Source organism: Mycobacterium sp. smrl_JER01, from assembly GCF_048513595.2.
Classification (GTDB): Bacteria; Actinomycetota; Actinomycetes; order Mycobacteriales; family Mycobacteriaceae; genus Mycobacterium.
Genome location: NZ_JBLXXK020000001.1, coordinates 4,103,727 through 4,130,598 on the forward strand (window position 1 = coordinate 4,103,727; position 26,872 = coordinate 4,130,598).

Sequence of the window (26,872 nt, forward strand, 5' to 3'; positions counted from 1 at the left end):
GGTCAGCCCCTGACTGCCGCGGGGCTTACTGTTGAGCGCTGTGCGAGACGAACTGGTGTGGATCGACTGCGAGATGACAGGGCTGGACCTCAAATCGGACCTGCTCATCGAGATCGCGGTATTGGTGACCGATTCTGAGCTCAACATCCTGGGCGACGGACTCGATGTGGTCATCCACGCCGAGGACGCCGCGCTGTCCTCGATGATCGACGTCGTCGCCCAGATGCACACCAAGTCCGGCCTGGTCAACGAGGTGCGCGCGTCGACCGTGGACCTGGCCACCGCCGAGGACATGGTGCTCACCTACATCCGCGAGCACGTCAAGCAGGCCAAAACGGCCCCGCTGGCCGGCAACTCGATCGCCACCGACCGCGGGTTCATCGCCCGCGACATGCCCAAACTGGACGACTACCTGCACTACCGCATGATCGACGTCAGTTCGATCAAGGAGCTGTGCCGCCGCTGGTACCCGCGGATCTACTTCGGTCAACCGGAGAAGGGTCTGGCCCACCGCGCGCTCGCCGACATCCACGAGTCGATCCGCGAGCTGCGCTACTACCGCCAGACCGCGTTCGTCGCGCCTCCCGGTCCGTCGACCAGCGATATTGCGACCGTCGCGGCCGAATTGGGGCCCGTCGCCCATGGCGATTCGGCTCGAGGGGACTCCAGCGGCTAGTATGGCCAAGCCGCATACGCGGCGATGGTGGCTGTAGTTCAGTTGGTAGAGCACCAGGTTGTGATCCTGGCTGTCGCGGGTTCGAGTCCCGTCAGCCACCCGGCAGGGGAACGCCGTCTACTCCAGTAGGCGGCGTTTCCATGTTTTCAGACGGTTTGAGGGACACTGTCCGATTTCACGGCGCTGTCTGCAGGGTCTCCACGCCGACGTTCTTCATGCCGACGTTCTTCATGCCGACGTTCTTCATGCCGACATTCTTCACGACGTGGTGTTCACCTCAACGGTGAACACCACCGCGTCGATCTGCGTGCCGATTGACCTGTCAGAGGTTGGCGTTACCGGCTTTCCACTGCTCCCACGGGATGTTCCAGTCGCCCAGCCCGTCGGTGCCCGGCAGGGTGGTCCCGACCGTGTTGACGATCTCGACGATGTCACCGCGCTTGGAGTTGTCGTAGAACCACTGGCCGTTGCTGGTGCTGACGTTGATGCAGCCGTGGCTGACGTTGCTCGACCCTTGGCTACCCACCGACCAGGGCGCGGCGTGGACGTAGATGCCGCTGTAAGAGATCTGGGTGGCCCAGTCCACCTCGGTGCGGTAACCGTTGGGCGAGTTGACCGGGACGCCGTAGGTCGACGAATCCATGACCATGTGTGACCGCCGGTCGCCGACGATGTAGACACCGTTGTTGGTCGGGGTGCTGTTCTTGCCCATCGACACCGGCATGCTCTTGACCACCTCACCGTTGCGCCGCATGGTCAGCGTCTTGGTGTTGTCGTCGACGGTTGTGATCACCTGATCGCCGATCTTGAAGTTGGTGGAGACGTTGTCCTGGCCGAACAGACCGTCGCCCAGATCGACGCCGTAGGTGTTCACCTCGACCTCGACCGTGGTCCCGGGCTTCCAGTACTCGGCCGGGCGCCACCGGACCTCACGGTTGCTCAGCCAGTAAAAGGCACCCTCGACAGGCGGGTTCGTCTTGACCGTGATCGCGCGCTGGGCTGCGAGTCGGTTGGGGATGTTCTCGTCGAAACGGATGGCGACCGGCTGCCCGATGCCGACGACCTCGCCGTCGTTGGGCAGCACGTACGGCATCGTGAGGTTCTCCGGCGAATGCGTCTCGAACGTCATCTGGCTGCTGGTGACGCCGCCGAGCCCGAGGGACTGCGCGGTCACGGTGTAGCGCTTGTTGTAGCCGAGCGGTTCGGCGGTCTCCCAGGTCAACCCGTCCTCGGACAGTTGCCCCGCCACCGTCTTGCCGTCCTCGTTGACCATCGTCACCGAGCCGAGCACGCCGTAGTCGGAGCTGACCGTCACCGGCGAATCGACGCTGACCCCGACGGCGCCGTCCCGCACCGAGGACGTCAGCTTCGGAATCAGCAGATCACCGAACGGGGTGCCCTTGTCGGTGATCACCTGCGGCTGAGCCGTATCGGCGCCGCCGCCACATGCGGTGAGGCCCAGCACGATCGCGGGAATCAGGGCGGCAACGGTCAGCCAGGACCGCCTGCGCCGCACCCGGGTCGCCGTGTTGACCTGCCACATAACTTCGCTCCACCTCACATACAGGGATTGGCCCACAGTTGATTCGCAGTTGATTCTACGGGCAGATCCGAAGTGGAAGCGCGACCTCGGCGTCGGCTTCTGCTACCACGTGACGTCGCAATTTCGTCCCGTGCCACGGGCCTGTTATTGTCTCACACGCGCGCCGTTAGCTCAGTTGGTAGAGCAGCTGACTCTTAATCAGCGGGTCCGGGGTTCGAAACCCTGACGGCGCACCCATCACAAAGCCCCGCCTCGGCGGGGCTTTGTTCTTGGGTTCAGAGTTTATGGGTTCAGAACCCTCTCGACTTCAGAGCGCCGGTGGTCCCGTCCGTCGGCGTCAGCGCCGAGGGCCGCCGGCGCCCGGCTGGCCCATGAGCGGGTTGGCCTGACCGGCCTGTCCGGCCTGCTGCATGGCCTGGAACAGTGGGTTGTCCTTCATCAGCTGCCGACGGTCTTCGTCGGTGAGCTCGTAGAAGGTCCACATCCCCCATGCCGCGGGCCGCACATACAACGTCACCTTCTGCCGTTTGCGGGCGTTCTGCGGCAGCATCGCCGGAATTGCCACGACCCGATCGAGCGTCACGGCGCTGGCCAGCTCCTGAGCGAGTTTGTCCACGTCGGTGCTGTCCTGAAGTTCGTATACCGACGATTGATGGCTTGGCTGCGCCGGGCCTTGCAGGGCCAGAAACCACGCCATGCGGCGTCTCCTTTGCTCGTGGTCAGATCAGCGTCAGCGTAGAGGACCGCCGGAGCCGGCAGCACCGCGGACCGCCGGCCCGGTGCCGGCGAATCCACATCCGCCCTTATTTACGAACATGCTAAATTCGGCAGCTTTTCCGACGCAACACCAAGATCATGTGCTAGTTGTGACAGATCTTCGGCGTCCTGGAGGTCGCCAATCCAGACCGCATTGGTAACGAACCTTTCGCAGCATCCACACGTCACACCTCTTGTGCTGGGCAAAGGCGCACGGTGATGCTATGGTTCCAGTTAGCTGGCACGGACGAACACCGTGCCGCGCGAAGCCGAGGAACCCGAATTGACAAATTTGCTGACGCCGAGCCATGGCGAGCCGGTCCGCACCGGCGCCGAGGGCGAGGACGCCACGTCGGGCAGCGGTGCCGGCCTCCCCGTCGCAGTGCACAACTGCTCCCGGATCGGCCGCGTCGCCAACCCGCCGGGCTTCTCGCTCGCCGAGTGGTTTCGCTCCGGTCGCCGCAGTTGACCGGGGGGTGGCTAAGGCTGCCGGATCCGGCGCACGGTCAGTACGACGATCACGACACCGACCCCGGCCAACGAGATCGCGACCTGGGGCTTGGTGACGAATCGGATCATGCCGGCCTTGAGATCGTCGGCGATCCGGCGCGGATTGGCGCGAACCGTCAGTGAATCGACCGTGATCGCCAGCTGCTCACGCGCCTGATCGATCTCAGCCTTGATGGTGTCCGGATCCCGGTCCGCCACTTCTGCCTCCATTGCCACAGCGCCGGCCGTACCCCGACCAACAGTTCCTGCCGAACTACCCTAGTTGAGCCCGGGCGCACGTGAACGCCCGGTCGACCCAACCGACACCACCCGACCCGGACCGCTCGAAGGGACCACACAGCAATGCCGCAAACCCCCCGCCTCGCGGTCGGTGACACCGCGCCGGCGTTCAGCCTCCCCGACGCAGACGGCAACACCGTCAAGCTCTCCGACTACAAGGGCCGCAAGGTCATCGTCTACTTCTACCCGGCAGCCTCCACCCCGGGCTGCACCAAGGAGGCGTGCGATTTCCGCGACAACCTGGCCGAGCTCGGCGAGGCCGGTCTGGACGTGATCGGCATCTCCCCCGACAAACCGGAGAAGCTCGCCAAGTTCCGCGACGCGCAGAACCTCACCTTCCCGTTGCTGTCGGACCCGGACCGCAAGGTCCTCGAGGCGTGGGGCGCCTACGGCGAGAAGACGATGTACGGCAAGACCGTGCAGGGCGTCATCCGCTCCACCTTCGTCGTCGACGAGAAGGGCAAAATCGCGCTGGCGCAGTACAACATTCGCGCCACCGGACACGTCGCAAAGCTGCGGCGCGATCTGTCGGTCTGACGCGGCTTACAGGCTGAACAGCTGATTCGGCCGCGGAACCGTTGCCTGCCAGCCGAACTCACGGTCAAGGCGTCTACGCAGGGTGTCCGCCGGCTGCGGTTCGCCGTGCACGACGAACACCAGCGCCGGCGGACTGCGGAAACCGGAAGCCCATCGGACCAGTTCGTCGGCGTCGGCATGCGCGGAGAGCATCTGGAAGTTCGCGACGCGTGCGTTGATCGGTATCCACTCACCGTGGATCTTGACGAATCGCTCACCGGCGGCGATGGATCGTCCCCGCGTCCCCGGCACCTGGTAACCGGTGACCATGATGGTGTTACGCGGATCCGGCGCGAATGTCTTCAGGTGGTGCAGAATTCGGCCGCCGGTGGCCATGCCGCTGGCCGAGATCACGACCTTGGGCTCACGGCTGGCCGAGATCTTCATGGACTCCTCGGCCTCCCGCGTATAGGTGGCCATGGCGCACATACCGTCGTAGACCTCCCGGGACAGGCGGTGGTCATGCGGAAATGCGCCGAGCAGTTCGCTGGCGTTGATCGCCATCGGACTGTCCAGGTATACCGGGATGTCCGGTAGCCTGCCCGCCGAGCGCAGCTGCCACAGGTAGTACAGCAGTGTCTGCGCCCGCCCCACGGCAAACGCCGGTATCACCACGGTGCCGCCGCGCTGCACCGTCGCGCTGACGATCTCTGCGAGGGCATCGGCGGGATCGATGCGTTCGCGCACGCGGTCACCGTAGGTCGACTCCATCACCAGGTAGTCCGCGGCAGGCACCGGTTCTGGATCGAGCATCACCGGGTCGTCGTAACGTCCCAGGTCACCGGTGAACACGAGCCGGCGCCCGCACCACATCAGGTCGACGGTCGCCGCCCCCAGGATGTGCCCGGCGCGGCGGAACGTCACCACCGCGTCGCCGGGTACATCGAACTCCCGGCCGAACGGGTGGGTCTCGAACAGGTCCAGGGCCCGCCCGGCGTCGTCGCTGTCATACAGCGGCAGCGCGGGATGGTGTTTGGTCGCCCGATGCCGGTTGAGGAAGTCCGCGTCCCGCTCCTGCAGTGCGGCGCTGTCGCGCAGGATGATGTCGGCCACCGCGGCGGTCGCACCGGTGGACATGATCGGGCCCCGGAATCCGTCACGGACCAACCGGGGCAGATATCCGGTGTGGTCGAGGTGGGCGTGGGTCACGACTACGGCATCGATGGTGGACGGATCGACGGCCAACGTCGCCCAGTTCAGTTCCCGCAGATTCTTCACACCCTGGAACAGCCCGCAATCCACCAGGATTCGCCTGTCACCACTTTCGACCAGGTGTTTCGATCCGGTCACCGTTCCGGCGGCCCCCAACGAGCGCACGGTGAGCTCGGCCGTCCGCGCGCGACCCTCAGTGGAGGACATGTCCAGAGTGTTGCAGAGCCGGCGCCGCCGAGAGCCGGAATGCCGGCCGAGCCGGAGGGTCAGGCCGGCGCTGCGGTTCCGCCGAGCCGGGCCAGCAGCAGCGCCTCGGTGGCTGCGGCGCGCTCCAGCACACCCAGATGCAGGCTCTCGTTGACGCTGTGCGCCTGGGTGTCAGGATCTTCGACGCCGGTGACGAGGATCTTGGCATCCGGGAACGCCGCGGCGAACTCGGCGATGAAGGGGATCGACCCGCCCACCCCGGTGTCGACCGCTTCCCGCCCCCACGCCTGGCGAAAGGCGCCGCGTGCCGCGTCGTAGACCGGACCGCTGGCCTCGATCGCGTACGGCTCCCCGAGGTCGCCGGGTGTCACCGTCACCCGGGCACCCCACGGGGCATGCGACTCCAAGTGCCGGGTCAGCGCCGCAAGGTGCACGGCGGCGTTTCCCCCAGGCGCGACCCGCATGCTCACCTTGGCCCGGGCCCGCGGGATCAGCGTGTTCGATGCCTGCGCCACCGGAGTGGTGTCGACACCGATGACCGTGATCGCGGGTTTGGCCCAAAGTCGTTGCGCCACCGAGCCCGAACCGATCTCGCTGACCCCGTCCAGCAGCCCGGTGTCGGACCGCACTCGCTCCGGGGTGTAGTCGACGTCGGCGGCGTGGGCCTCGTGCAGGCCGGCCACCGCGACGTTGCCGTCGTCATCGTGCAGCGAGGCGAGCAACCGGACCAATACCGACAGCGCGTCGGGTACCACACCACCCCACATCCCGGAATGCAGGCCGTGATCGAGGGTGGCGACCTCGACCACGCAGTCGGCGAGCCCACGCAGCGACACCGTCAGCGACGGGATCTCGGTACTCCAGTTGTCGGAGTCGGCGATCACGATGACGTCGGCGGCCAGTTCGTCACGGTGCGCGGCCAGCAGCCGCGACAGCGAGGGCGAACCGGACTCTTCCTCCCCCTCGACGAACACGGTCACCCCGACCGGCGGGTTGCCGTGGTGGGCCCGGAAAGCTGCCAGATGCGTTGCGATTCCTGCTTTGTCATCGGCGGTGCCGCGCCCGTAGAGACGTCCGTCACGCTCGCTCGGCTCGAACGGCGGGGAGTGCCACTGGGACCGATCTCCCTCGGGCTGCACATCGTGGTGGGCATACAGCAACACCGTCGGCGCCCCCTCGGGCGCCGGGTGGCGCGCGATCACCGCGGGGGCGCCCCCTTCGGCGACGATCTTCACATCGCCGAATCCGGCGTCGGACAACAACTTCGACACCGCTTCGGCGCAACGGTGCACCTCGGGTCGGCGAGCCGGATCGGCCCAGACCGATTCGATGCGCACCAGGTCTTCGAGATCGGCACGCACGGCGGGCATGACGTCACGGACGCGTTGCACCAGATCGCTCATGCATCGAGGTTAACCATCGCCCGTCGCCGGGGACTCGGCGTCCCGGCGTTCCTCACGCAACCGGTCCTTGCTGCGCAGCAGCCGCAACAACGTCACCAGCAGCAGCCCTCCGACCACGTTGCCCACAGCTGTGTACCCGAACCAACCCAGCCAGTCGAGATAGCCGAACGGCGCGTCCCCGGCGATGAGCGCCCCGAAGATCAACAGCGAGTCCAGCACCGAGTGGAACAACTGCAGACCGGCCAGCAGGAACGCGCCGGCGACAGCTGCGGCGATCTTGCCGAAGACCGCATCCGTGCCGTGTTGCATGCGGGTCATCAGGGTGATCACCATGCCGCCCAGCAGGGACAGGGCGACCGTCTCGGCGGACAACGGTGCGGTCGCGTAATGCGAGGCCGACTCGATGGTCTGCTCGCGCAGGCGCGGCAGTGCGGTCATGATCAGCCACATCAGGATCCAGCCGCCGGCCAGGTTGGCCACCAGGGTGCCGCTCCACAGCTTCAACAGCTGGGCCACGCTGGCCCGTTTGGCGGCGACGGTGGTGACCGGCACCAGAAAGCCCTCGGTGAACAGCTCACTGCGGCCGAGCAGCAGCGCCAGAAAGCCCACCGAGAACGCCAGCCCTGCCAGCAGCGGATCCTGGGTGGCGTGCAAGACCGCCAGGTAGGCCAGCACACCCACCGCGATGTCGGTGCCGCCGAAGAACCCGGTGACCAGTACCTCCCGCCAGCTGCGGTGCAGCCGCTGGGTGCCCTCGTCGACCATCCGCCGGAACGCATATTCGAGCTCGTCCTCGATCGGACTGTCGGATTCGCCCAGCTGGCGCTGACTCGTCTCGGCCACGTCGTTCGTCCTCCCCGTGCGGGCTGAATGCTCCGCCCGGATACCCCGAACGCCTATGGGCAACCCCCGCGAGCGTGCGTGAAGTCAGCCTTCACAGCGGCGTGTCGCCTGCATACCCGCACGCTCGCGGGAGGAGGGCGGGAGGAGGGCGGGAGGAGGGTGGGAGGAGGGTGGGAGGAGGAAGGGGGTGGCGGGACGTTAGCGCTCCTCGAGGACCGCGACCGCCGCGGCGGTGTCGGCCTCGTGGGTCAGCGACAGGTGGATCGTCACCTCTTTGAGGTGTTCGGCGACCGCCCCGGACAGCCGCACCCGCGGCCGACCCCACATATCGGTGATGACCTCGATATCGCGATGGATCGCCTCGGGCAGCACCGGCCGCTTGGAGAACCGCGAACCGGACCAGGCCTTGATCACCGCCTCCTTGGCCGCCCACCGCGCGGCGAGGTGGCGCGCCGCCGACGAACTCTTGTCGGCGGCGTCGCGCCGCTCGCCCGGGGTGAACGTCTCGGCGAACACCGTCCCGGGCCGGTCCACCTGCTCGGCGAACTCCGGTATGGAGACGAGATCGATGCCTATCCCGACGATGCCCACGGGCAGAAACCTATCTCACCGGTCAGCGCCGATACACACCGTTGTCGCCCAGCCGCGACGACGCGTCCAGCAGCATCGCCGCTTCCTGCGGCTTCTCCGGCAGGTCGCCGTCGAAGCGCCGGTCGGCGGGCCGCTCGAACATCGGGCGTCCGCCCGCGATCGCCGAGACCAGCCTGCGCTGGCCGGCCAGGGTCCGCTCCTGGGCCCGGCTGGTGTACTCCGCCCGCTGCTCGGCGGTCAGGGTGGCCAGGAACGCCTGCGGATGCACCAGCGCGATCAGACCCGACACGTGCCCGAACCCGAGGCTGGTGACCAGGCCCGCCTTCAACGGGTACTTCTCGCCCAGCCGCAATGTCTCCCGCGGCCACACGAAGTGCGCCGAGGTGGCCAGCTCGTCGTCGACACAGTCCAGGCTGCGGTTGGGCGGAATGACGCCGTCACGCAGCACCTGGCACAGACCCATCATCTGGAAGACCGCCGCGCCGCCCTTGGCGTGCCCGGTGAGGCTCTTCTGGCTGATGATGAACAGCGGCGCACCTTCGGAACGTCCCAGCGAGTCCGCCAGCCGCTCGTGCAGCTCGGTCTCGTTGGGGTCGTTGGCCAGCGTCGAGGTGTCGTGCTTGGAGATCACCGCGATGTCGTCGGCGCCGACACCCAGCTTGGCCAGCGATCGCGCCAGCACCGAGTCCCGCCCGCCGCGGCCGGCGCCCAGCGCGCCGAGCCCGGGAGCCGGGATCGAGGTGTGCACACCGTCGGCGAAGGACTGCGCGTAGCCGACCACGGCCAGTACCGGCAGACCCATCTTCAGCGCCAGGTCGCCACGGGCCAGCAGCACCGTGCCACCGCCCTCGGCCTCCAGGAAGCCCAGCCGGCGCCGGTCGTTGGCGCGGGAGAACTTCGAATCGCTGATTCCCTTGGCCCGCATCACCTCGGTGTCGGCGGTGGCCGCCATGTCACCGAAGCCGATGACCGCTTCCAGGGTCAGGTCGTCGAAGCCGCCGGCCACCACGAGCTCGGCCTTGCCGAGGCGGATCTTGTCGACCCCCTCCTCCACCGAGACCGCGGCGGTCGCGCATGCGCCGACCGGATGGACCATTGCGCCGTAGCCGCCGACGTAGGACTGCATCACGTGCGCGGCAACGACATTCGGCAGCACCTCCTGCAGGATGTCGTTCGGCTTGCTGCGGCCCAGCAGGTTGCCGTGGTACATGGTCTGCATCGAGGTCATACCGCCCATGCCGGTGCCCTGCGTGGACGCCACCAGACTCGGGTGCACCCAGCGCATCAGCTCGCTCGGGGTGAAGCCCGAGGACAGGAACGCATCGACGGTCGCCACGATGTTCCACAGCGCCACCCGGTCGATCGACGTCGCCATGTCCGGGCTGATGCCCCACACGGTCGGGTCGAAGCCGGTCGGAATCTGAGCTCCCACGGTCCGCGACAGCTTGGTCTTGCGCGGCACGCGAATCTCGGTGCCCGCCTTGCGGATCACCTCCCAGTCTCCGGAGTCCGGGATGGGACGGGCCACCGTGTGCTCGGGATCGAACTGCACGAACGCCCGGGCGTCGGCCTCGCTGGACACCACGAACCGGAAGTCCTTGTCCAGGAAGACACTGACCAGCAACGGAGACGCGTGATCGGGGTCGATAGCGCCGTCGTCGACGAACTCGCGGATACCGCAACGGCTCACCACCTCGTCGTGGTAGCGCTCCACGATCTCGGACTCGTCGACCAGATCACCCGAGGAGGTGTCGTACCAGCCCGGCTGCGGATCGTCCTCCCACGTGATCAGGCCGGTGGTCCAGGCCAGCTCCAGCACACCGGCCGCCGAGAGCTCGTTGTCCACCTCCATCTCGAAGCGGGTGCGCGACGAACCGTACGGGCCCAGCTCGGCACCGCCGACGATGACGACCAGATCGGCCGGATCGACGTCGAGATCGGCCCACTCCGGCGCGGGCGCCGGGGCAACCGGCCGAGGCGGCGACGGCAGCGCGGCGATCAGATGATCGGCGGCCACGTCTCCGTCCACCTCGTCGGCCGGTGCCGACGTGGCGTCCTCGCGAGCCCGGGTGGCCAGCGCCGACAGATCGAGCTCGACCTCGGCCAGGCCACCGGTCAGGTCGGCCAGCACGGGTTCACGGGCCGCGGCGACCTTGGTCTCCACGTCACAGAGATCCAGCAGCATGCGGGCCATCTGCTCGGTCGAGTAGGTGGTCACCCCCGCCTCCTCGACGGCGTCGACGATGACGTCGTTGTGACCCATCAGCCCGGTTCCCCGGGTCCAGCCGATCAGCGCGTGCGCCAGACTGACGCGCTGGGCCCACGAGGTTTCGGCCTTCCACCGGGACACCACCGCGTCCAGTGCAGCCTTCGACTCGCCGTAGGCGCCGTCACCGCCGAACATGCCCCGGTTCGGCGAACCGGGCAGCACCACGTGCAGCCGGGCCGCGATGTCCCGGTCGGCGCTGATGTGCGACAGGCCACCGATGAGTCGCTGCACCGCCCACAGCAGGACCTTCATCTCCATCTCGGAGCGCGAGCCCGCGTCGGACAGATCTCCGCCGACCCGCGGTGCGGCGAACGGGAACAGCAGCGTCGGGGTCAGCGCATCCTTGACGTGGATCGACTTCGGCCCCAGGCTCTCGGTCTGCTCGGTGCCCACCCACTCGATCAACGCGTCGATGTCGTTGTAGGAGGCCATGTTCGCCGGCAGCACCCACAGCTTCGCGCCGAAGCGCGCGTTGTCGCGGTAGAGCTGACGGTAGAAGCCCAGCCGGGAGTCATCGAGCTTGGACGTGGTCGCGATCACCGTGGCGCCACCATCGAGCAGCTGCGCGACCACCGATGCGGCGATCGAACCCTTCGACGCCCCGGTCACCACGGCGACCTCGTCGTGGTAGCGGCCCTTGCCCGGGTTCTCCGCACCCGCGGCGGCGCGGGCGTACAGCGAGGCGTGCACGGTGCGGCCTGCGGCCAGCGCCTTGCCCTGCCAGTAGGTGGCCTGAGTGCCCACCACGTGGCCGGCGCCCTCGAACCGCTCCGAAAGCCGTGCCCAGTCGGCGTCGATGTCCCCTTCGTCCATCAACCAGATCCGGACCAGGTCTTCACGCGCGCTGGCCCACCGGTCGTCGAGCAGCACAGCTTTGCGCCCGTCGAACACCGGGGCCACCAAACGTGGCCAGTCCGAACCGAGTTCGGCTGTCACCAGGTCGATCAGCTCGGCGTCGGCGGACGCCTCTGGTGTCACGAAGGCGTTGCCGAGGCCCAGCTGGTCGAGGATGGTCCGGGCTGCTGAGGCCAGCACGCCGTCGGGTCCGGTGACCTGCTCGGCGAACTCACCGAGCGCCGCGGAGTCCACGACGCCACCACCGGCACCGCCCGCCGCGGACGGCAGCGACACCGGCACGCCCTTGCGCGCGCCGACCGCCGCGACCGCGGCATCGATCGCCTTGTCGACGGCCGCGGTGTCGGCGAGCGCACCGTCGTGCAGACCGCCCAGCGCTCCCCCGCGGACGCTGGATCCCTCACGGGTGCCCAGCGCCACCTCGACGGTCGCGTGCCTGGCCCAGCCCTCGCCGAGTTCCCAGGTCTTCTTGACCCGTTCGGCGATGTAGGCCGGGCGCTTGCCGGACGGGCCGAGCACCGTGCGGAGCTGATCGTTGATGGCGTCGGAAAGCACCGGACCGAACGGCCTGTAAGTCCGGGCCAGCTTGGTGACCTGCCCCTTGAGTCCGGCGAGGTCGGCCTCGGCGGCACCGTCGATGGCGCCGAGGTTGAGCTCCGAACCCAGGTCCACCAGCATCTGGTTGCGTCGCGAGGACGCTCCGTCGGTGATCGACTCGATGGAGTCCAGCGCTTCGATCTGATCGAGGCGGATCTTGGCCGACAGCGCGATGAGCGCCATGGTGGCGTCCGCGGCGTCGAAGGCGATGTCGTCGGGGCGGGGACCGCCCGACGGCGCGGCCGCAGGCGCGGGTGCCGGTGCCGCAGACGCCGCCTCGGCGGGGACCGCAGCCGCAGGTGCGGCCTCGGCGACCGGCTCGTCGTCGATCTCCGGTTCGGGATCGGTGTCGGTGGCGAACAACACCGCCGCGTCGCGTTCGGCGTTGAGCACCTCGGTGGTGTTGTGCGAGTACTCCGGCAACTTCAGCGTGTTGGTGGCCAGGCCCGCGACCGTCGGCGCGTTCTTCACGCCGATCTCGACGAACCGCTCGATTCCCAGACCGCCCGCGGCCTCTTCGATGAACAGCAGGTCCTGGGTCTCGATCCAGCGCACCGGGCTGGCGAACTGCCAGGCCAGCAACTCGATGACGATCTTGCGGCACAGCTCGCGCGGCCGCTCGTTACGCCACGTGTCGTAGTCGGCGAGGATCTCGTCGAGCGGCTCGGCCGGCACCAGATCCCGGATCTCCTCGATGAAGTCGCGGTCCAGCGTGAACGGGCGCGGCACCAGGTTCGGGATGTACCGGCCGATCAGCAGTTCGGGATCGGCGTCGCGCGGCATCACCCGCTCCAGCGCACGGCGGAAGTCGGCGACGCCGACCCGCAGCACACTGGAGTGGAACGGCACGTCGATACCCGGCACCAGGATGAAGGACCGCTTGCCACCGGAGATCTCGCGGCGTCGCTCGACTTCCTCCTCCAGCGCTTCCAGGCCGGCGACGGTACCGGCGATCGCGTACTGCGAGCCGCGCAGGTTGAAGTTGACGATCTCCAGGAACTCCCCGGTGCGCTCGGAGATCTCGGCGACGAAGCCCTTGACGTCGGCGTCGTCGAGGTCGATCTGCGACGGGCGAATGGCCGCCAGCCGGTAGTTGGACCGGCCCTGGGCGTCCCGCGGCACGATGTCGTGCATCTTCGATCCGCGGTGGAACACCACCTCAAGCAGCGCCGGCAGCTCGTACACCCCGGAGACGCACGCCAGTGCGGTGTACTCGCCGACGGAGTGGCCGCAGGCGATCGCACCCTCGACGAAGGCTCCCTGCTCGCGCATCTCGGCGACCTGCGCGGCCGCCACGGTCGCCATCGCGACCTGGGTGAACTGCGTCAGATACAGAACACCCTCGGGGTGGTGGTAGTGCACGCCGGAGGCGATCAGACTCGTCGGGTTGTCGCGCACCACGTGCAACACCGAGAAGCCCAGCGTCTCGCGGGTGAACTTGTCCGCGCTGTCCCACACCTTGCGGGCGGCCTTCGAGCGGGCCCGCACATCCATCCCCATTCCCTTGGACTGGATGCCCTGGCCGGGGAAGGCATAGACGGTCTTGGGTGCCGCGAGCTGCGCGGTCGCCGCCATCACCAGCTCACCGCCGACTTTCGCGGCCACCTCGATGATCTCCGCGCCGCGGTCGATGCCGACCCGGTCGACGCGGAACTCGATCTCATCGCCGGGCAGCACCATGCCCAGGAAGCGCGACGTCCAACCCACCAGCCGGGCCGGCGGGGTGGCCCGGCCGTCGGTGGCGGTGACCGCGTGCTGAGCGGCGGCCGAGAGCCACATGCCGTGCACGATGTTGGACTCCAGGCCGGCCAGCAGCGCCGCGGCACGGTCGGTGTGGATCGGGTTGTGATCGCCTGACACCACCGCGAAGGCGCTCATGTCGACCGGTGCGTTGACCACGACGTCACGGCGCCTGCGGCGCGGGGTGTCGGTGGCGTTGTCGGTGATCGCCCCGCCCGCACGCGGCGGCTCGGACAGCTCGACCGGGCCGGTGCGGCCGCGGATCGCGAAGCGCTCCGCCAACGTCGCCAGCACGGTCCCGTCGTCGTCGGCGATCGTCACCTCGACCGGCACGACACGGCCGACCTCGGTGTCGGTGGCCGCCGAAGCCGTTGCGGTGACGGTCAATTCGGACCTCGTCGTCGGCATCGAGTGCAGCAGATGCGCCGCGTGGTCGAGGTGCACGAGGCTGAGCAGACCCTCGACGACCGGGAAACCGTCGTCGGTGACCGCCGAGCCGATGGCCGAGAACACCGCGGGCCAGCACAGTCCGACCAGCGCGTCGGGCACCAGGGTCAGGCCGGGCGCCAACGGGGCGCCGAAGGTCGCGGTGACCCCGGTGTGGTCGGCGACCTTCTCCGGATCCCAGTCGACGCTCACCGTCGCGGTGTTGTCCTGCACGGGGGGAAGGGATTCCGGGCCTTCCACGCCGGCGGCGATGGCGAGCACCGCGCGCATGGCCGCCGAGGCGTCCTCGACGGTGACGATCGGGGCACCGCCGTCGACGGTGGCCGTCGGCAAGGTGAAGCGGATGTCGATCCAGATGTCGGACAGCGGCACGCTCAGCGTCACCGAGACCTTGCCGGACTCGTCGGTGGCCTGCTCCAGCCGCGCGCCGGTGTTGGGATGGGTGGCGCTGGGTTTGCCGGGCACGGCGTTGACCTGCCACTCGCCGGGCGCGCCGATGCGGTGCACCGGGTTGATCGCGGTACGCCCGGCCCACAGCACATCGGGCGAGTCGAGTACCACCGCCAGCGGGCCGCTGACATCGTCGCGGGCCTGGCGGCGCGACACCACCGGCACCGGCTGCGCACCGGAGCCCAGGACGCGGTCGACGATCTCCTTCTCGAAGCGGTCCAGCAGTTCACCCACGGGCTCGTCGACGCGGGTGATGCCCGCCACGGCCTGGGTGCCCGGGATGATGCACACCTGGTCGGCGCTGTAGCGGGCGTCGTGTGCCTGCCACAGCGAGTCGCTGCGCCACCAGCGCCGCACGTCCTTGTCGATGACCGGCACGAAGTTGACCGGCTTACCGGGCTTCTTGCACAGCGTCACGAAGAACGGGACGTCGGCCGGGTGCAGTTTCACCGTCTCGGCGTCGGGGTAGCGGGCCAACAGCGCAGCGATCGCGGTGTCGGGGTTGTCGAGCAGCGCCTGTCCGTTGGCGCTGGCATCGAAGAGCGACTCGATCGGTCCGGAGTCCTTCTCGTTGAGCCGGGCCTCGGCGCGCTTGAGCATCTCCTCGAAGCGGTCCCGCCAGGTGTCGGCCAGCCACGGGCTGCCGGGGCCCGCGGTGTCGGCGGTGCTGTCGCCGTCACCGATGGCCAGTTCGACGTAGCGCTGCAGCCACTGCAGGTAGCTCATGTCACCGATGTCGCCGAAGTACGGCTTGGCGGTGTCGGCCATCGCGGCGATGATTTCGTCGCGGCGTTCGGCCACGGCGTCGGCGTCACCGGCCACCTCGTCGAGCAGCCGTCCGCATCGCGATGCGGTGTTGTCGATCTCGTGGATGTCGGCGCCGAGCTGGCTGCGGCCACTGGCCATGCCGTTGATGGCCTTGCCTGCGCCGACCCAGGTGTCGGTGCCGTTGGTTTCGACCAGCATCCGCTTGACCGCGGGTGAGGTGGTGGCCTCCAGGGTCGCCATCGCTGCGGTGCCGACCAGGATCCCGTCCACCGGCATCTGCGGGAACCCGTAGCCGGTGGCCCACTCGCCGGACAGGTACTCGGCGGCCCGCTCCGGGGTACCGATGCCGCCGCCCACGCAGATGGTCACGTTGGCGTACTTGCGCAGGTCGCCGTAGGTGCTCAGGAGCAGATCGTCGAGGTCCTCCCAGGAGTGGTGTCCGCCGGCGCGGCCGCCCTCGATGTGGACGATGACATCGCGTTGGGGCACCTCGGCGGCGATCTTGATGACCGACTTGATCTGGTCGACGGTGCCGGGCTTGAACACCACGTGGCTGATACCGACGGTGTGGAGTTCCTCGATCAGGTCGACGGCCTCTTCGAGGTCCGGAATTCCCGCGGTGACGACCACACCGTCGATCGGTGCGCCGGACTGGCGGGCTTTCTGCACCAGACGCTTGCCGCCGACCTGGAGCTTCCACAGGTAGGGGTCGAGGAACAGGGAGTTGAACTGGACGGCTCGGCCCGGCTCCAGCAGCTGCGTCAGCTCCTGGATGCGCGCGTCGAAGATCTCCTCGGTGACCTGGCCGCCGCCGGCGAGCTCGGCCCAGTGTCCGGCGTTGGCGGCGGCGGCGACGATCTTGGCGTCGACGGTGGTCGGCGTCATCCCGGCGAGCAGGATGGGCGAACGGCCGGTGAGGCGGGTGAACTTGGTGGACGCCTTGACCGAGCCGTCGGGCAGCTCGATCGGCTTGGGTGCGTAGCTGGACCAGGCCGGCGCGACGGCGGGCTCGGCGCCGACGGTGAACAGGCTGCGCTGACCGGCACGGGTCGCCGCGGCGACGATGCCGATGCCCAGACCGCGGATCACCGGCGCGGTCAATCGCGTCACGGTGTCGCTGGGCCCCAGGTCGACGATCCATTTCGCGCCCGCCGCAGCGAGCCCCTCGACCTCGCTGACCCAGTCGACGGGCCGCACGAAGATGGTCTCGGTGAGCTCGCGGGTGAGCTCACGGTCCAGCCCGGTGCGCGCCGCCCACTCGTTGACCAGGTCGACACCGGCGGCCAGGCGCGGGGTGTGGAATCCGACCTCGACGTTGAGCTGGTTGAAGACCGGGCGGAAGATCGCGCCGCCGCGGGTCTTGTTCTTGCGCTCGGCCTCCTCCTTTTCGGTGATCTTCTCGCAGTACAGCTCGAAACGGGCCAGCTGCTCCGGGGTGCCGGTGATGACGACCGAACGTCGGCCGTTACGGATCGACAGCGCCGGGGGCAGCACCGTGCGCACGTCCTGGGCGAACTCGTCGAGCAGCTCGGCGATACGCGCCGGGTCGACGTTGAGGACCGAGACCATCGGCGCCTTGTCACCGCGGCCGACCATGCCGCAACGCCGCGACACCAGCGAGCCGGCCGCTCCGATCAGTTGACCGATGGCGAGCAGCTCGACGTCGCGGGCACCGCCGGCCTTGAGCGATTCCACGGCGGTGACGCCCTGGGAGTGCCCTGCAATCGCCACCGGCGGATGTGCGTCGAGGTCGAGGCCCTGGCGCTTGAGGGCACGCTGGGCCGCCATCTGGGTGAGCAGGATGCCGGGTCCGGAGATGGCCGCGGTGGTGAGGTCCTTGACGGCCGGCAGCGGCTCGTCGGCGGCCAGTGCGCGGATCCACGTCATCGGTTCGAAGCCGATGGGCCGCACCACCACCAGTTCGCGTGCCAGCGGCTCGAGCATCAGCTCCGCCTCGGCCACCAGCTGGCTGATCTCCGATTCGATACCCGCCGAGTTGACCAGTTCCTCGAGGTTCTCCAGCCACGGGCCGCCCTGACCGCCGAACGCCACGGCGTAGGGCTCTCCGGCGTGCAGCCGATCGACGAGTGCGTGCGTTCCCGACAGTGGTTCGAAAGCCTGGTCCTGCGGGCCGTCGGATCCGGTGGTCGCGCGGTGCTGGTCGTTGATCGTCACGTCGTGTGTTCTCCTCAAGTCCGTCAATCAGGTCCGTCGATCAGGCTGCGATCGCGTGTTCACGGTCGTCTCGGGCTGGTGGGCCCGTTCGGGTGGGCTCGTCGTGGTGCCGGCCCGCACTCGGGTGGGGCCCAGCGATTCGGCGTCGAATCCGGCTGGTACTTGTCCGCTGCGCTCAGCCGCATCAATGAGGAGCCGCAGGCGGACACCCCAGCCGTAGTAAGAGTGTCATAAGAGACTGTGCAAGTTTGGCCCCTGAAATGGTTACTGGCGAGTTCTACGCATCGGTAACAGTGGGTTGCATAACACGGGCCCGGAAATCGCCTCGACGCTTCCGGGACAAACGTCCTGCATGCAGGTGGTTACGGTTGAGTAGGATAGAAGTGCAGTTCAAAGCAGTATTGTTACACAATCGTTATCTGAAAAATTCGATTTGCATCTCATGACGTCCGAGGATGCGCCGAGCCGACAAGATCGTCAGTACTGTCTGGTCGTCGCTTCGCCTGCCGGATACGAGTTTGCTGCGAAATCTTACTGATGAGTAAGTCCGAGTTCGGCTCGCTCCCACCGGCCGCCGCAGACGTCAGGACGTGTGCGGGATCGGGCCGCTGCGTTCGGGCTCCCAGGCCCCGGACAACAATATGCCGGCGGTGTAACCGGATGCCGACGACACCATGTGGCGCCGCGTCGCCCGGTCGAATCGGGCCGCCATCACCTTCGCCCCCAACGCGCGGTAGTCCTGGACCACCTGCCGGATCTCGTCGACTTCCTCGGGCCGTGGCAGATAGTCAGGGCCGACACGGGCCTGGTAGAGCTCGACGAGGCTGGTGACGAAGGCCTCCGCCAGGTCGTCCACCGAATCCTCGGCGGCCTCCACGAAGCGCAGCAGGGCGCGCACGTACAACATCCGGTCCGGCGAACGCGCGAGGATGTCTGCGGCAGCACTGTCGGTCATCATGACCTTGCCGCCGACGATCTCGGCCAGCCCGTGGGCGGCGAGCTTGCGGGCTTCGTCACTGTGGGGGTCCAGGGCGATGACGGCGCTGGGGCTCTGCGGCTCCTCGGGCTGACCGAGCACGGCACGCTGCAGACCGAGGATGTCGGCCAGATCGGTGCCCTGCCGCATGCTGTCGAAGAACTCCGCGATGTGCGCCGAGTTGTAGCCCTTCCGGAGTAACTGGCTGATCGTATGCAGCTGCGACAGGTGATAGTCGTCGTAGAGCGCCGTACGCCCGACCCGCCGCGGCGGATCGAGCAACCCGCGCTCGCGATAGGCCCGGATGTTCCTGGCACTGATCCCCGATTCGCGGGCCAGGTCCTCCAGCCGGTACTCAGCCACTGCCCAGCACCCCGCTCCGTGACGGACGGCGGGCCAGTCGATGGCCGCGATGGTGCATCTCATCACTTTAGCGCGAAATCAGCAAAGGTGAGCAACGTATTCATACTTGCCCGTGGGCCGACGAAGAGGCGGGGCAAACCGGGCTCAGCAGCGCAATCGGCAAGCGCCCCCGAGATCTGCGTCCGTGTAAACGCAGTTTTAGCCAACTCTGATGCTGGCGTAGACGATCACCCCGGACCGAATCCGATTCGCCCCGGCCACCCCCGGTGCGAGACAATCGCCCGGGTCCGCCCTTTCGGCAGGACGTCTGGACGAGTTCGCGTGGAGGGGTGGGTCGTGCGTCCCTGGATCGTGTGGGCGACCGGTCTCCTCGCATATGTCGTCGCAGTCCTCGACCGGACCACCCTCGGGGTCTCGGGGCTGGCAGCCGCGGACCGATTCACTGCGGGCCCGACGCTGCTGTCGGCCTTCGTCGTTCTCCAGGTCGTGGTCTACGCCGGTGCCCAGGTGCCTGCGGGTCTGCTCCTGGACCGATACGGTTCGCGGGCGCTGATCGTCTCCGGCGCCGCGATGATGGCCTGCGGCCAGCTGATCCTCGCCTTCACCGAATCGCTGCCGACGGCAATCGCAGCGCGCGCCGTGGTCGGTCTCGGCGACGCGGTGACGTTCATCTCGGTCCTCAGACTGGTGCCGCACTGGTTCGCGCCCCGCCGCATTCCCGTCGTCACCCAACTGACCGGAATCTGCGGACAACTGGGACAGGTGTTGTCGGCGGTGCCGTTCCTGGCGTTGCTCTCGGCGTCCGGGTGGTCGGTCGCCTACGCCTCGGCCGCGGCCTTCGGAGTGCTGTCGATCGCGCTCACGCTGGCCCTCGTCCGCAACACCCCGGACGGATCTGCTCCCCCGGCCGAGGCGATGTCGGTCCGCGAGACGTTGCGCAGCGTCAAGACCGTGTGGTTGCGGCCCGGTACTCGGCTGGGCTTTTTCACACATATGGGCACGCAGTTCTCGATCACCGTGTTCGCGCTGATGTGGGGCGTGCCCTATCTGACCGAGGCGCAGGGTCTGTCCTCGGCTCTGGCCGGTGCGCTGTTGAGCCTGTCGGTCCTCACCGCGATCGGCTCCGGTGTGCTGATCGGCGTCCTGACCGGGCGCTACCCGCACCGACGCTCCCGCATGGTGCTGCTGATCATCGCCAGCAACGCGGTGGCCTGGACGGTGGTGCTGGCACTGTCGGGTCCGGCGCCGCTGTGGCTGCTCGTCGCCTTGATCGTGGTGATCTCGGTGGGCGGACCGGGCTCCATGGTCGGCTTCGACTTCGCCAGGACGTTCAATCCCGGGGCGACCCTGGGCACCGCGCAGGGCATGGTCAACATGGGCGGCTTCCTCGCCTCGTTGTTGCTGATGCAGGCGATGGGCATGGTGCTCGAAAGCGCGGGCGGCATCTCCTTCGAGTCGTTCCGGCTGGCCTGGGCCCTGCAATACGCGGTGTGGGCGCTCGCGGTGGTCGGGATCCTGGTCACGCGACGCAAAGCGCGGCGACTGCTGCGGGCGGCCGACGACGCAGTTCTGCTGGACGGGATCAAGACCTAGCGGCCCGCCGGTGCACGGTGATCGGGTCTCCGCGATTGCCGGCCCCCGCGATAGGGTGCGGCCATGCAGGCCGTCGGGGTGGTGTTGGCCGCGGGCCTGGGCACCCGCGTGGGTGCCGACGGGAACAAGGCCTACCTGCCGCTGGCCGGACGCAGCATGTTGGCCTGGGCACTGCACACGTTGATCCAGCTTCCGGAGATCACGCGCACCATCCTGGTGTACCGGGCGGGCGAACTCACCCTGGCACGGGACACACTGCAGGTCGAACTGGGCAGTGCCGCTGTCGAATTCGTCGAGGGCGGGGATACCCGGCACGCGTCGGAGACGAATGTGCTGCGCTATCTGGCCGGCGACATCGAATCCGGCGCCGTCGATGTCGTCGTCATCCACGACGCCGCCCGCCCCCTGGCCGGGCCGGATATGTTCGTCGAGGCGGTGACGCTGGCCCGGCGGTTCGGAGGTGCGCTCCCGGCACTGCCGATACGCGATCTGGCCCGCCATGACGACAACGGCATGTGCGCGGTTTCCGACCAGTCGACGCTGGTCCGCGTCCAGACGCCGCAGGCGTTCCGCGCAATGGACCTGCTGCGGGCCTATCGCAGCGCCGAACGTGACGGGTTCGAGGGCACCGACACCTCGTCGTGCATCGAGCGCTACACCGACATCGAGGTGCAGACGTTTACCGGCCGTGCCGATAATCTCAAGGTCACCTACGCCCGGGATGTCGCCGTGGCGCAGCACCTGCTGCTCAATCCGGATGGTCCTGCCGGCTGGCGATGAGTGCGGCCAACAAGGCGGCGTCGGCGGGCAGATCAAATCTCAGTGCCCCGGTGTCGCCCTCGACCAGGGTGGGAGCGGTCGTCGTGGACAACAGCGCCTCCAGCTCGTCGAACGCCCCGTCGGCACCGCCGGGAAGCAGCGCGTGCAGCACGGCGGTGTCGAAACCGCGCGGATACTGCACCGTGCGCAGCGGAGCGCGGTCCAGGGTGGCCGTGACGGCGCCTCGCCCGTCGACAGCCTTCACACTGTCGGTCACCGGCCGGATGGGCAACACCGCGGCGGCGCCGTGCCGCAACGCGCACACCACCGAATCGATTGTCGCCGCGGTGATCAGCGGCCAGCCCAGGTCGTGGAGCAGCACCGAGCCACCTGCTGGGCCTGCGGCGCGCAATCCGGCATCGATGCACTGTGCCCGGCCGCCAGGTGGATCGACATGCACCACGCGGACCGGCGGGAAGTGTTGCGTGGCAACGGTTCGTCGAACTTCCTCGACAAGCGGACCGGCGACGGCGATCACCACCTCGGCGAACGGCGCGAGCGCAGCGGCTATCCGGGCGAGCGGGGACGCGCCGAACACCGGGGCGAAGACGGCCTCACGGCACTGCTCATAACTACCGGGCACTGGCAGGATCGCCGTCACAGTCACGACGTCCGAGGCTATACCTGTTCCACCGGATGGGGATCACCTTCGAGGCGTCGCAACCATTCCTCGCAGTAGGCGAACGTCTCGGCGTGACCCGCGCTCATCCCGAGCGCACGTTCCACCACCAGTGCCTGAGAGACGCTCGTGGTGATCACCGTCCACACCAGGGGTGGCACCGCGGTGACGTCCATACCGTGCCGGTGCAGCGCGTCGGCGATCGCCCGGTTCTGCTCATGCCTGAATCGTTCTGCGTAGCGGACGATCTCGGCCCGCAGTGCCTTACGGTGATTGGCCAGGGCCATGAACTCCACGGTCAGCCGGGTGGACTCGGGGGCCGTGCAGAACCGCCACAGTGCCCACAGCGGTTGCGCGGAGGACAACGCCGCAGACAGCACCGCCAGCCCGTCCTCGGCCCGGCGATGAAAGACCGCCAGGAACAGGTCCTCCATCGTGCGGAAGTAGTAATGCACCAACTGCGGTTTGAGGCCCGCCCGGTCCGCGACCCGACGGGAGGTCACCGCAGCGTACCCCTCCTCGATGAGCAGCACCTCTGCCGCGTCGAGCAGAACGCTACGGTTCTTCGCGTCCGGCGCCCCCATCCGTCGCGGCGTTGCCATCTGGATCCCAGCTCCTGTCATCCGCCCACCACAGCGTCACGGCACGTCCCCGCCGCGGTGCAGATCCGCGCGCCCCCGAACGCGCCGGCCGGGACGTTCTCGCCCGACCATGGTAGCCAGGCGCGCAGCGGCCGCTGCCACGGCAACCCGCCGGCACCCCCCGTGTCATTCGGTGCCGTTGCCACCGCGCCGGTCGGTGGGGGGACGCGACGACGAACGCGAGCGCAGCACCTCGGCGATGACAGCGGCGCCCACCGACAGTCCGACCGCGCACGCGAAGATGCCGAGGACCAGATGACGGATCCAACCCGCTGAGGCGAACGCCGCGAGCTGCAGGACGCCCGCCGTCAACGCCAAGGCGGCGAAGGCCAGCGCCGCGACGCGCAATCCACTCACACCGGCCATTGTGCCCGTCTGCCCCGCTGGCCCGGGCCCGCGCCGAACGGTCCTGCTGCGCCGTTCCCATCGGCCGCAGCGCTCGGCTACCGTGCAGAGGTGCCGAATCGGTCGCCGGCCAGCACGCACACCCGACGCCGGCAAGGAGGCCGCCATGTGGGATTTCGAAACCGACCCCGAGTATCAGCGGGTGCTCGACTGGGCGGATGAGTTCGTCCGCGACGAGGTCGAACCCCTCGACCTCGTGTGGCCACACCAGCAGTACACACCCCTGGAGGGCAGGCGACGCGAGGCCGTCGAGCCGCTCAAGGACGAGGTCCGCAGCCGGGGATTGTGGGCCACCCATCTCGGGGCCGACCTCGGCGGCCAAGGATACGGTCAGGTCAAACTGGCGCTGCTGAACGAGATTCTGGGCCGCTCGCAGTGGGCGCCGATCATCTTCGGCTGCCAGGCGCCCGACACCGGCAATGCCGAGATCATCGCGCACTACGGCACCGAACAACAGAAACAACGGTACCTGCGGCCGCTGCTCGAGGGCGAGCTCTTCTCCAGTTACTCGATGACCGAACCACATGCCGGCGCAGATCCCACGATGTTCACCACCGCGGCGGTGCGTGACGGCGACGACTGGGTGATCAACGGCTGGAAGTTCTTCTCGTCCAACGCCGCAACCGCGTCGTTCCTGATCGTCATGGTGGTGACCAATCCCGATGTCAGTGCCTATCAAGGCATGTCGATGTTCCTGGTACCCACCGACACCCCAGGGGTTGAGATCGTACGCAACATCGGACTGCACGGCGAACCCGCCGGCGAAGGGTCCCATGCACTGATCCACTACGACAACGTCCGGGTACCCGCCGAGGCACTGCTCGGCGGTGAGGGTCAGGCATTCGTCATCGCTCAGACGCGGCTCGGCGGCGGGCGCATCCACCACGCCATGCGGACCATCGGGATGGCCCGCAAAGCGCTGGACATGATGTGCGAACGCGCGTTGAGCCGCCAGACGCAGGGCACCCGGTTGTCGGACAAGCAATTCGTGCAGGGGCACATCGCCGACTCTTACGCGCAGTTGCTGCAGTTCCGCCTGATGGTGCTCTACACCGCATGGGAGATCGACAAGTACAACGACTACAAGGCGGTCCGCAAAGACATCGCCGCGGTCAAGGTGGCGATGCCGGCTGTCCTCCACGACATCGCCTGGCGCGCCATGCAGATACACGGTGCGCTCGGGGTCAGCAACGAGATGCCGTTCCTCGGCATGGTCACCGCCGCTGCCGCGATGGGGTTGGCCGACGGCCCCACCGAGGTGCACAAGACGACCGTCGCCAAACAGGTCCTTCGCGACCACCGACCCGCCGAGGGCGACTGGCCTTCGCAGTGGATACCGGCCAAACGGGAAGCCGCGCTGGCGAAATACGCGGGATTCCTCGAACACGAGGTCGGCAACCTGTGAGCGCCCGGCGGAGAACCCGGGCCCCGTGGGCTAACCGACCAGTTCGACCAGTGTGGCGTTCGCTGTGCCACCACCCTCACACATCGTCTGCAATCCATACCGAATACCGTTGTCGCGCATGTGATGGATCATCCTGGTCATCAACACCGCACCGGAGGCCCCCAACGGGTGGCCGAGGGCGATCGCCCCACCCAGCGGATTCAGTCTGTCCTCGTCGGCCCCGGTGTCGGCCAACCATGCCAACGGCACCGGTGCGAACGCTTCGTTGACCTCGTACACCCCGACCTCGCCGAGCGGGACGCCCGCCTTGTGTAACACCTTCTCGGTCGCCGGGATCGGCGCTGTCAGCATGAGCGTGGGATCGGCGCCGGTGACAGCGCCGGCGCGGTAGCGCACCAGCGGGGTGAGCCCCAAACTCACGGCGTTCTCCGTCGTCGTGACGAGCAGCGCGGCGGCGCCGTCGGAGATCTGCGACGAATTACCGGCATGGATCACCCCATCGTCGGTGAACGCGGGTTTGAGGGCCGCGAGCTTGTCCACCGTGGTGCCGCGTCGGATCCCTTCGTCGTCGGTGACCACATCACCCGGGCGCGACGTGCCGCCGCCGTCCGCGGCGGTGAAGACCGCAACGATCTGGTCCCGGAAGGCGCCGGCGTCCTGCGCGGCGGCGGCCCGCTCGTGCGAGCGTGCGGAGTACTCGTCGAGCCGAGTGCGGGACAAGCCCCACCGTTGGGCGATCTTCTCGGCGCAGATTCCCTGGTTGAACGAGAAATCGTCATAGCGGGCCAGCACTTTCGGCCCATAGGGCATGCCGGTGGTGCGCGCTGCGCCCAGCGGCACCCGACTCATCACCTCGACCCCGCCGGCCACGACCATGTCCTGCTGACCCGACATCACCGCCTGCACCGCGAAATCGAGCGCCTGCTGACTGGACCCGCAGGCGCGATTGACGGTGGTACCGGGAATGTGTTCGGGCCAGCCGGCCGCCAGCACGCTGTAGCGGCCGATGTTGCTCGACTGGTCCCCCACCTGCGAGACGCACCCCCAGACCACGTCGTCGATCACGTCGGGGTCCACCCCGGTACGTTCGACGAGTTCGTTGAGGACCACCGCCGACAGGTCGGCGGCGTGCTGTTCGGCCAGTCCACCGTTGCGTTTGCCCACCGGTGTGCGCACGGCGCCCACGATGACCGTTTCCCGCATGATCTCTACTCCTTGTCCGGCGGATCGTCCCCATGCGTGCGTTCAGGAGCTACACGCATTCAGAAGCTACGGGCCGGCGGATCTCGCCGGCACGCCCGCCACCGCCCCGTGGTCGCTCATGTCAACCCAGCACCGGGAAGCGACGGGTGCGGGCAAGCTCGTCGAGCGCGGCCTGCATCACCGACCTGACGTGTCGATCGATCTCGTCGACATCGGCGTCGGCGCCGAACTCGGCGAGGTCGACCGGATCCAGAACCCGCGTCACGATCTTGGACGGCAGCGGCAGGTTGGGTGGAAAGACCACCGACAGTCCGAAAGGTAGTCCGACGCTGACGGGCAACACGTCCATGCGGACGCAGCCCAGCCCCAGCCGGCGAGCCAGTCGGTCCCCGCGCGCCAGGAACATCTGCGTCTCCTGCGCACCGATGGACACCACCGGAACGATCGGCACCCCAGCCTCCAGCGCGGCGCGGACATATCCGGTGCGGCCACCGAATTCGACGGTATCGGCCGCCGAAGTGGGCCGGTAGGAGTCGTAGTCGCCGCCGGGGAACACCAGAACCACCGCGCCCGAGCACAGGGCGTGGGCAACGTGGCGGTCGCCGGCCGGGATCACACCGGCCCTGCGCAGAATGTCGCCGGGAGGTCCGGCAAGCATCCCGTCCCGGGCGGGTACCGCCAGAGGCCGCCCGAACCCGAAGTGATCGTAGAACGCCGGGGCGAAGACCATCACGTCTGGCGCCAGCAATCCGCCGGAATGGTTGGATACCACCAGAGCTCCGCCCTCGGCCGGCACCGCCGCCATCCCGCGCACCTCGGCGCGAAAATACCGCCGCACCGCCGGCCCCACCCAGTTGCTGATCTGCCGGGTCAAGCCGGGGTCCCATCTGGCCGTCTCGGCGCACACGTCGGGCATCGTGCCGGCCATGATACTTCCCGGCGCCGGCGTGCCGCGTCGTGCAGATGCCGGACTGTCGTGCGGACGCCCGACTGCGGTGCGGCACCGAAGCC

The 26,872-nt window shown here is 68.1% G+C and carries 20 protein-coding genes and 2 tRNA genes; 8 read left to right on the top strand and 14 right to left on the bottom strand.

The genetic code is table 11. The features are described from left to right. Positions 1-40: 40 nt before the first annotated feature. On the top strand, positions 41-676 hold the full coding sequence (gene orn, locus ACNUDN_RS19045) for an oligoribonuclease (RefSeq protein WP_419123342.1): 636 nt from the start codon (positions 41-43) through the stop codon (positions 674-676). Between the two features lie 27 nt (positions 677-703). Continuing rightward, positions 704-776: transfer RNA gene (locus ACNUDN_RS19050), tRNA-His, on the top strand. Between the two features lie 222 nt (positions 777-998). On the opposite strand, the gene ACNUDN_RS19055 is transcribed toward ACNUDN_RS19050, so the two are convergent. Next, a complete protein-coding gene (locus tag ACNUDN_RS19055; RefSeq protein WP_419123343.1) occupies positions 999-2,219 on the bottom strand; it encodes a L,D-transpeptidase in 1,221 nt (406 codons plus the stop codon). A gap of 160 nt (positions 2,220-2,379) precedes the next feature. Here ACNUDN_RS19055 and ACNUDN_RS19060 point away from each other — a divergent pair. Further along, positions 2,380-2,452 (top strand) — tRNA-Lys (locus tag ACNUDN_RS19060). 104 nt (positions 2,453-2,556) lie between these two features. Here ACNUDN_RS19060 and ACNUDN_RS19065 read toward each other — a convergent pair. Then, positions 2,557-2,916 (bottom strand): hypothetical protein, encoded by a 360-nt coding sequence (locus ACNUDN_RS19065; protein ID WP_419123344.1) that lies wholly within the window; start codon positions 2,914-2,916, stop codon positions 2,557-2,559. A gap of 315 nt (positions 2,917-3,231) precedes the next feature. Here ACNUDN_RS19065 and ACNUDN_RS19070 point away from each other — a divergent pair, with 315 nt between their 5' ends. After that, positions 3,232-3,444 (top strand): hypothetical protein, encoded by a 213-nt coding sequence (locus ACNUDN_RS19070; protein WP_419123345.1) that lies wholly within the window; start codon positions 3,232-3,234, stop codon positions 3,442-3,444. Positions 3,445-3,455: 11 nt separating this feature from the next. Here the strand turns inward: ACNUDN_RS19070 and ACNUDN_RS19075 are convergent, their stop codons facing one another. Then, complete coding sequence (locus ACNUDN_RS19075; RefSeq protein ID WP_419125222.1) at positions 3,456-3,683, bottom strand: DUF3618 domain-containing protein; 228 nt, start codon at positions 3,681-3,683, stop codon at positions 3,456-3,458. A 144-nt stretch (positions 3,684-3,827) separates the two neighbouring features. Here ACNUDN_RS19075 and bcp point away from each other — a divergent pair, with 144 nt between their 5' ends. Further along, positions 3,828-4,301 (top strand): thioredoxin-dependent thiol peroxidase, encoded by a 474-nt coding sequence (gene bcp / locus ACNUDN_RS19080; protein ID WP_419123346.1) that lies wholly within the window; start codon positions 3,828-3,830, stop codon positions 4,299-4,301. A 6-nt stretch (positions 4,302-4,307) separates the two neighbouring features. Here bcp and ACNUDN_RS19085 read toward each other — a convergent pair whose 3' ends face one another. From ACNUDN_RS19085 to ACNUDN_RS19110, 6 genes are all read right to left on the bottom strand, one after another. Further along, entirely contained in the window at positions 4,308-5,699 is a 1,392-nt protein-coding gene (locus ACNUDN_RS19085; protein ID WP_419123347.1) for an MBL fold metallo-hydrolase RNA specificity domain-containing protein, read from the bottom strand. 59 nt (positions 5,700-5,758) lie between these two features. Continuing rightward, complete coding sequence (locus ACNUDN_RS19090) at positions 5,759-7,102, bottom strand: dipeptidase (protein WP_419123348.1); 1,344 nt, start codon at positions 7,100-7,102, stop codon at positions 5,759-5,761. A gap of 9 nt (positions 7,103-7,111) precedes the next feature. Beyond that, positions 7,112-7,945 carry a formate/nitrite transporter family protein gene (locus tag ACNUDN_RS19095; protein WP_419123349.1) on the bottom strand — a complete coding sequence of 278 codons (834 nt, stop codon included), beginning with the start codon at positions 7,943-7,945 and terminating at the stop codon, positions 7,112-7,114. 198 nt (positions 7,946-8,143) lie between these two features. Beyond that, complete coding sequence (gene acpS / locus ACNUDN_RS19100; protein WP_179964069.1) at positions 8,144-8,536, bottom strand: holo-ACP synthase AcpS; 393 nt, start codon at positions 8,534-8,536, stop codon at positions 8,144-8,146. A gap of 22 nt (positions 8,537-8,558) precedes the next feature. Beyond that, positions 8,559-17,837: a fatty acid synthase subunit beta domain-containing protein gene (locus tag ACNUDN_RS19105; protein WP_419123350.1), complete on the bottom strand. Its 9,279-nt coding sequence runs from the start codon at positions 17,835-17,837 to the stop codon at positions 8,559-8,561. A gap of 583 nt (positions 17,838-18,420) precedes the next feature. Continuing rightward, entirely contained in the window at positions 18,421-19,176 is a 756-nt protein-coding gene (locus ACNUDN_RS19110; protein ID WP_419123351.1) for a MerR family transcriptional regulator, read from the bottom strand. Positions 19,177-19,512: 336 nt separating this feature from the next. Here ACNUDN_RS19110 and ACNUDN_RS19115 point away from each other — a divergent pair, with 336 nt between their 5' ends. Together ACNUDN_RS19115 and ACNUDN_RS19120 are read left to right on the top strand one after the other, a co-directional pair. Beyond that, positions 19,513-20,769: an MFS transporter gene (locus tag ACNUDN_RS19115; RefSeq protein WP_419123352.1), complete on the top strand. Its 1,257-nt coding sequence runs from the start codon at positions 19,513-19,515 to the stop codon at positions 20,767-20,769. Positions 20,770-20,832: 63 nt separating this feature from the next. Further along, on the top strand, positions 20,833-21,549 hold the full coding sequence (locus ACNUDN_RS19120; RefSeq protein WP_419123353.1) for an IspD/TarI family cytidylyltransferase: 717 nt from the start codon (positions 20,833-20,835) through the stop codon (positions 21,547-21,549). Here ACNUDN_RS19120 and ACNUDN_RS19125 read toward each other — a convergent pair. The 3 genes from ACNUDN_RS19125 to ACNUDN_RS19135 all read right to left on the bottom strand — a co-directional run bounded on the left by ACNUDN_RS19125 (position 21,518) and on the right by ACNUDN_RS19135 (position 23,205). Beyond that, positions 21,518-22,195: an IspD/TarI family cytidylyltransferase gene (locus tag ACNUDN_RS19125; protein ID WP_419123354.1), complete on the bottom strand. Its 678-nt coding sequence runs from the start codon at positions 22,193-22,195 to the stop codon at positions 21,518-21,520. The genes ACNUDN_RS19120 and ACNUDN_RS19125 overlap by 32 nt on opposite strands. 11 nt (positions 22,196-22,206) lie before the next feature. After that, a complete protein-coding gene (locus tag ACNUDN_RS19130) occupies positions 22,207-22,809 on the bottom strand; it encodes a TetR/AcrR family transcriptional regulator (protein WP_419123355.1) in 603 nt (200 codons plus the stop codon). A gap of 165 nt (positions 22,810-22,974) precedes the next feature. Beyond that, a complete protein-coding gene (locus ACNUDN_RS19135) occupies positions 22,975-23,205 on the bottom strand; it encodes a hypothetical protein (RefSeq protein WP_419123356.1) in 231 nt (76 codons plus the stop codon). A 154-nt stretch (positions 23,206-23,359) separates the two neighbouring features. On the opposite strand from ACNUDN_RS19135, the gene ACNUDN_RS19140 reads away from it, so the two are divergent. Beyond that, positions 23,360-24,658: an acyl-CoA dehydrogenase family protein gene (locus tag ACNUDN_RS19140; protein ID WP_419123357.1), complete on the top strand. Its 1,299-nt coding sequence runs from the start codon at positions 23,360-23,362 to the stop codon at positions 24,656-24,658. A gap of 30 nt (positions 24,659-24,688) precedes the next feature. Here ACNUDN_RS19140 and ACNUDN_RS19145 read toward each other — a convergent pair whose 3' ends face one another. Further along, positions 24,689-25,861: a thiolase family protein gene (locus ACNUDN_RS19145; RefSeq protein ID WP_419123358.1), complete on the bottom strand. Its 1,173-nt coding sequence runs from the start codon at positions 25,859-25,861 to the stop codon at positions 24,689-24,691. Positions 25,862-25,982: 121 nt separating this feature from the next. Beyond that, the gene (locus ACNUDN_RS19150) at positions 25,983-26,789 is read right to left on the bottom strand and encodes a lysophospholipid acyltransferase family protein (protein WP_419123359.1); all 807 of its coding nucleotides are present in this window, start codon (positions 26,787-26,789) and stop codon (positions 25,983-25,985) included. Positions 26,790-26,872: the final 83 nt, after the last annotated feature.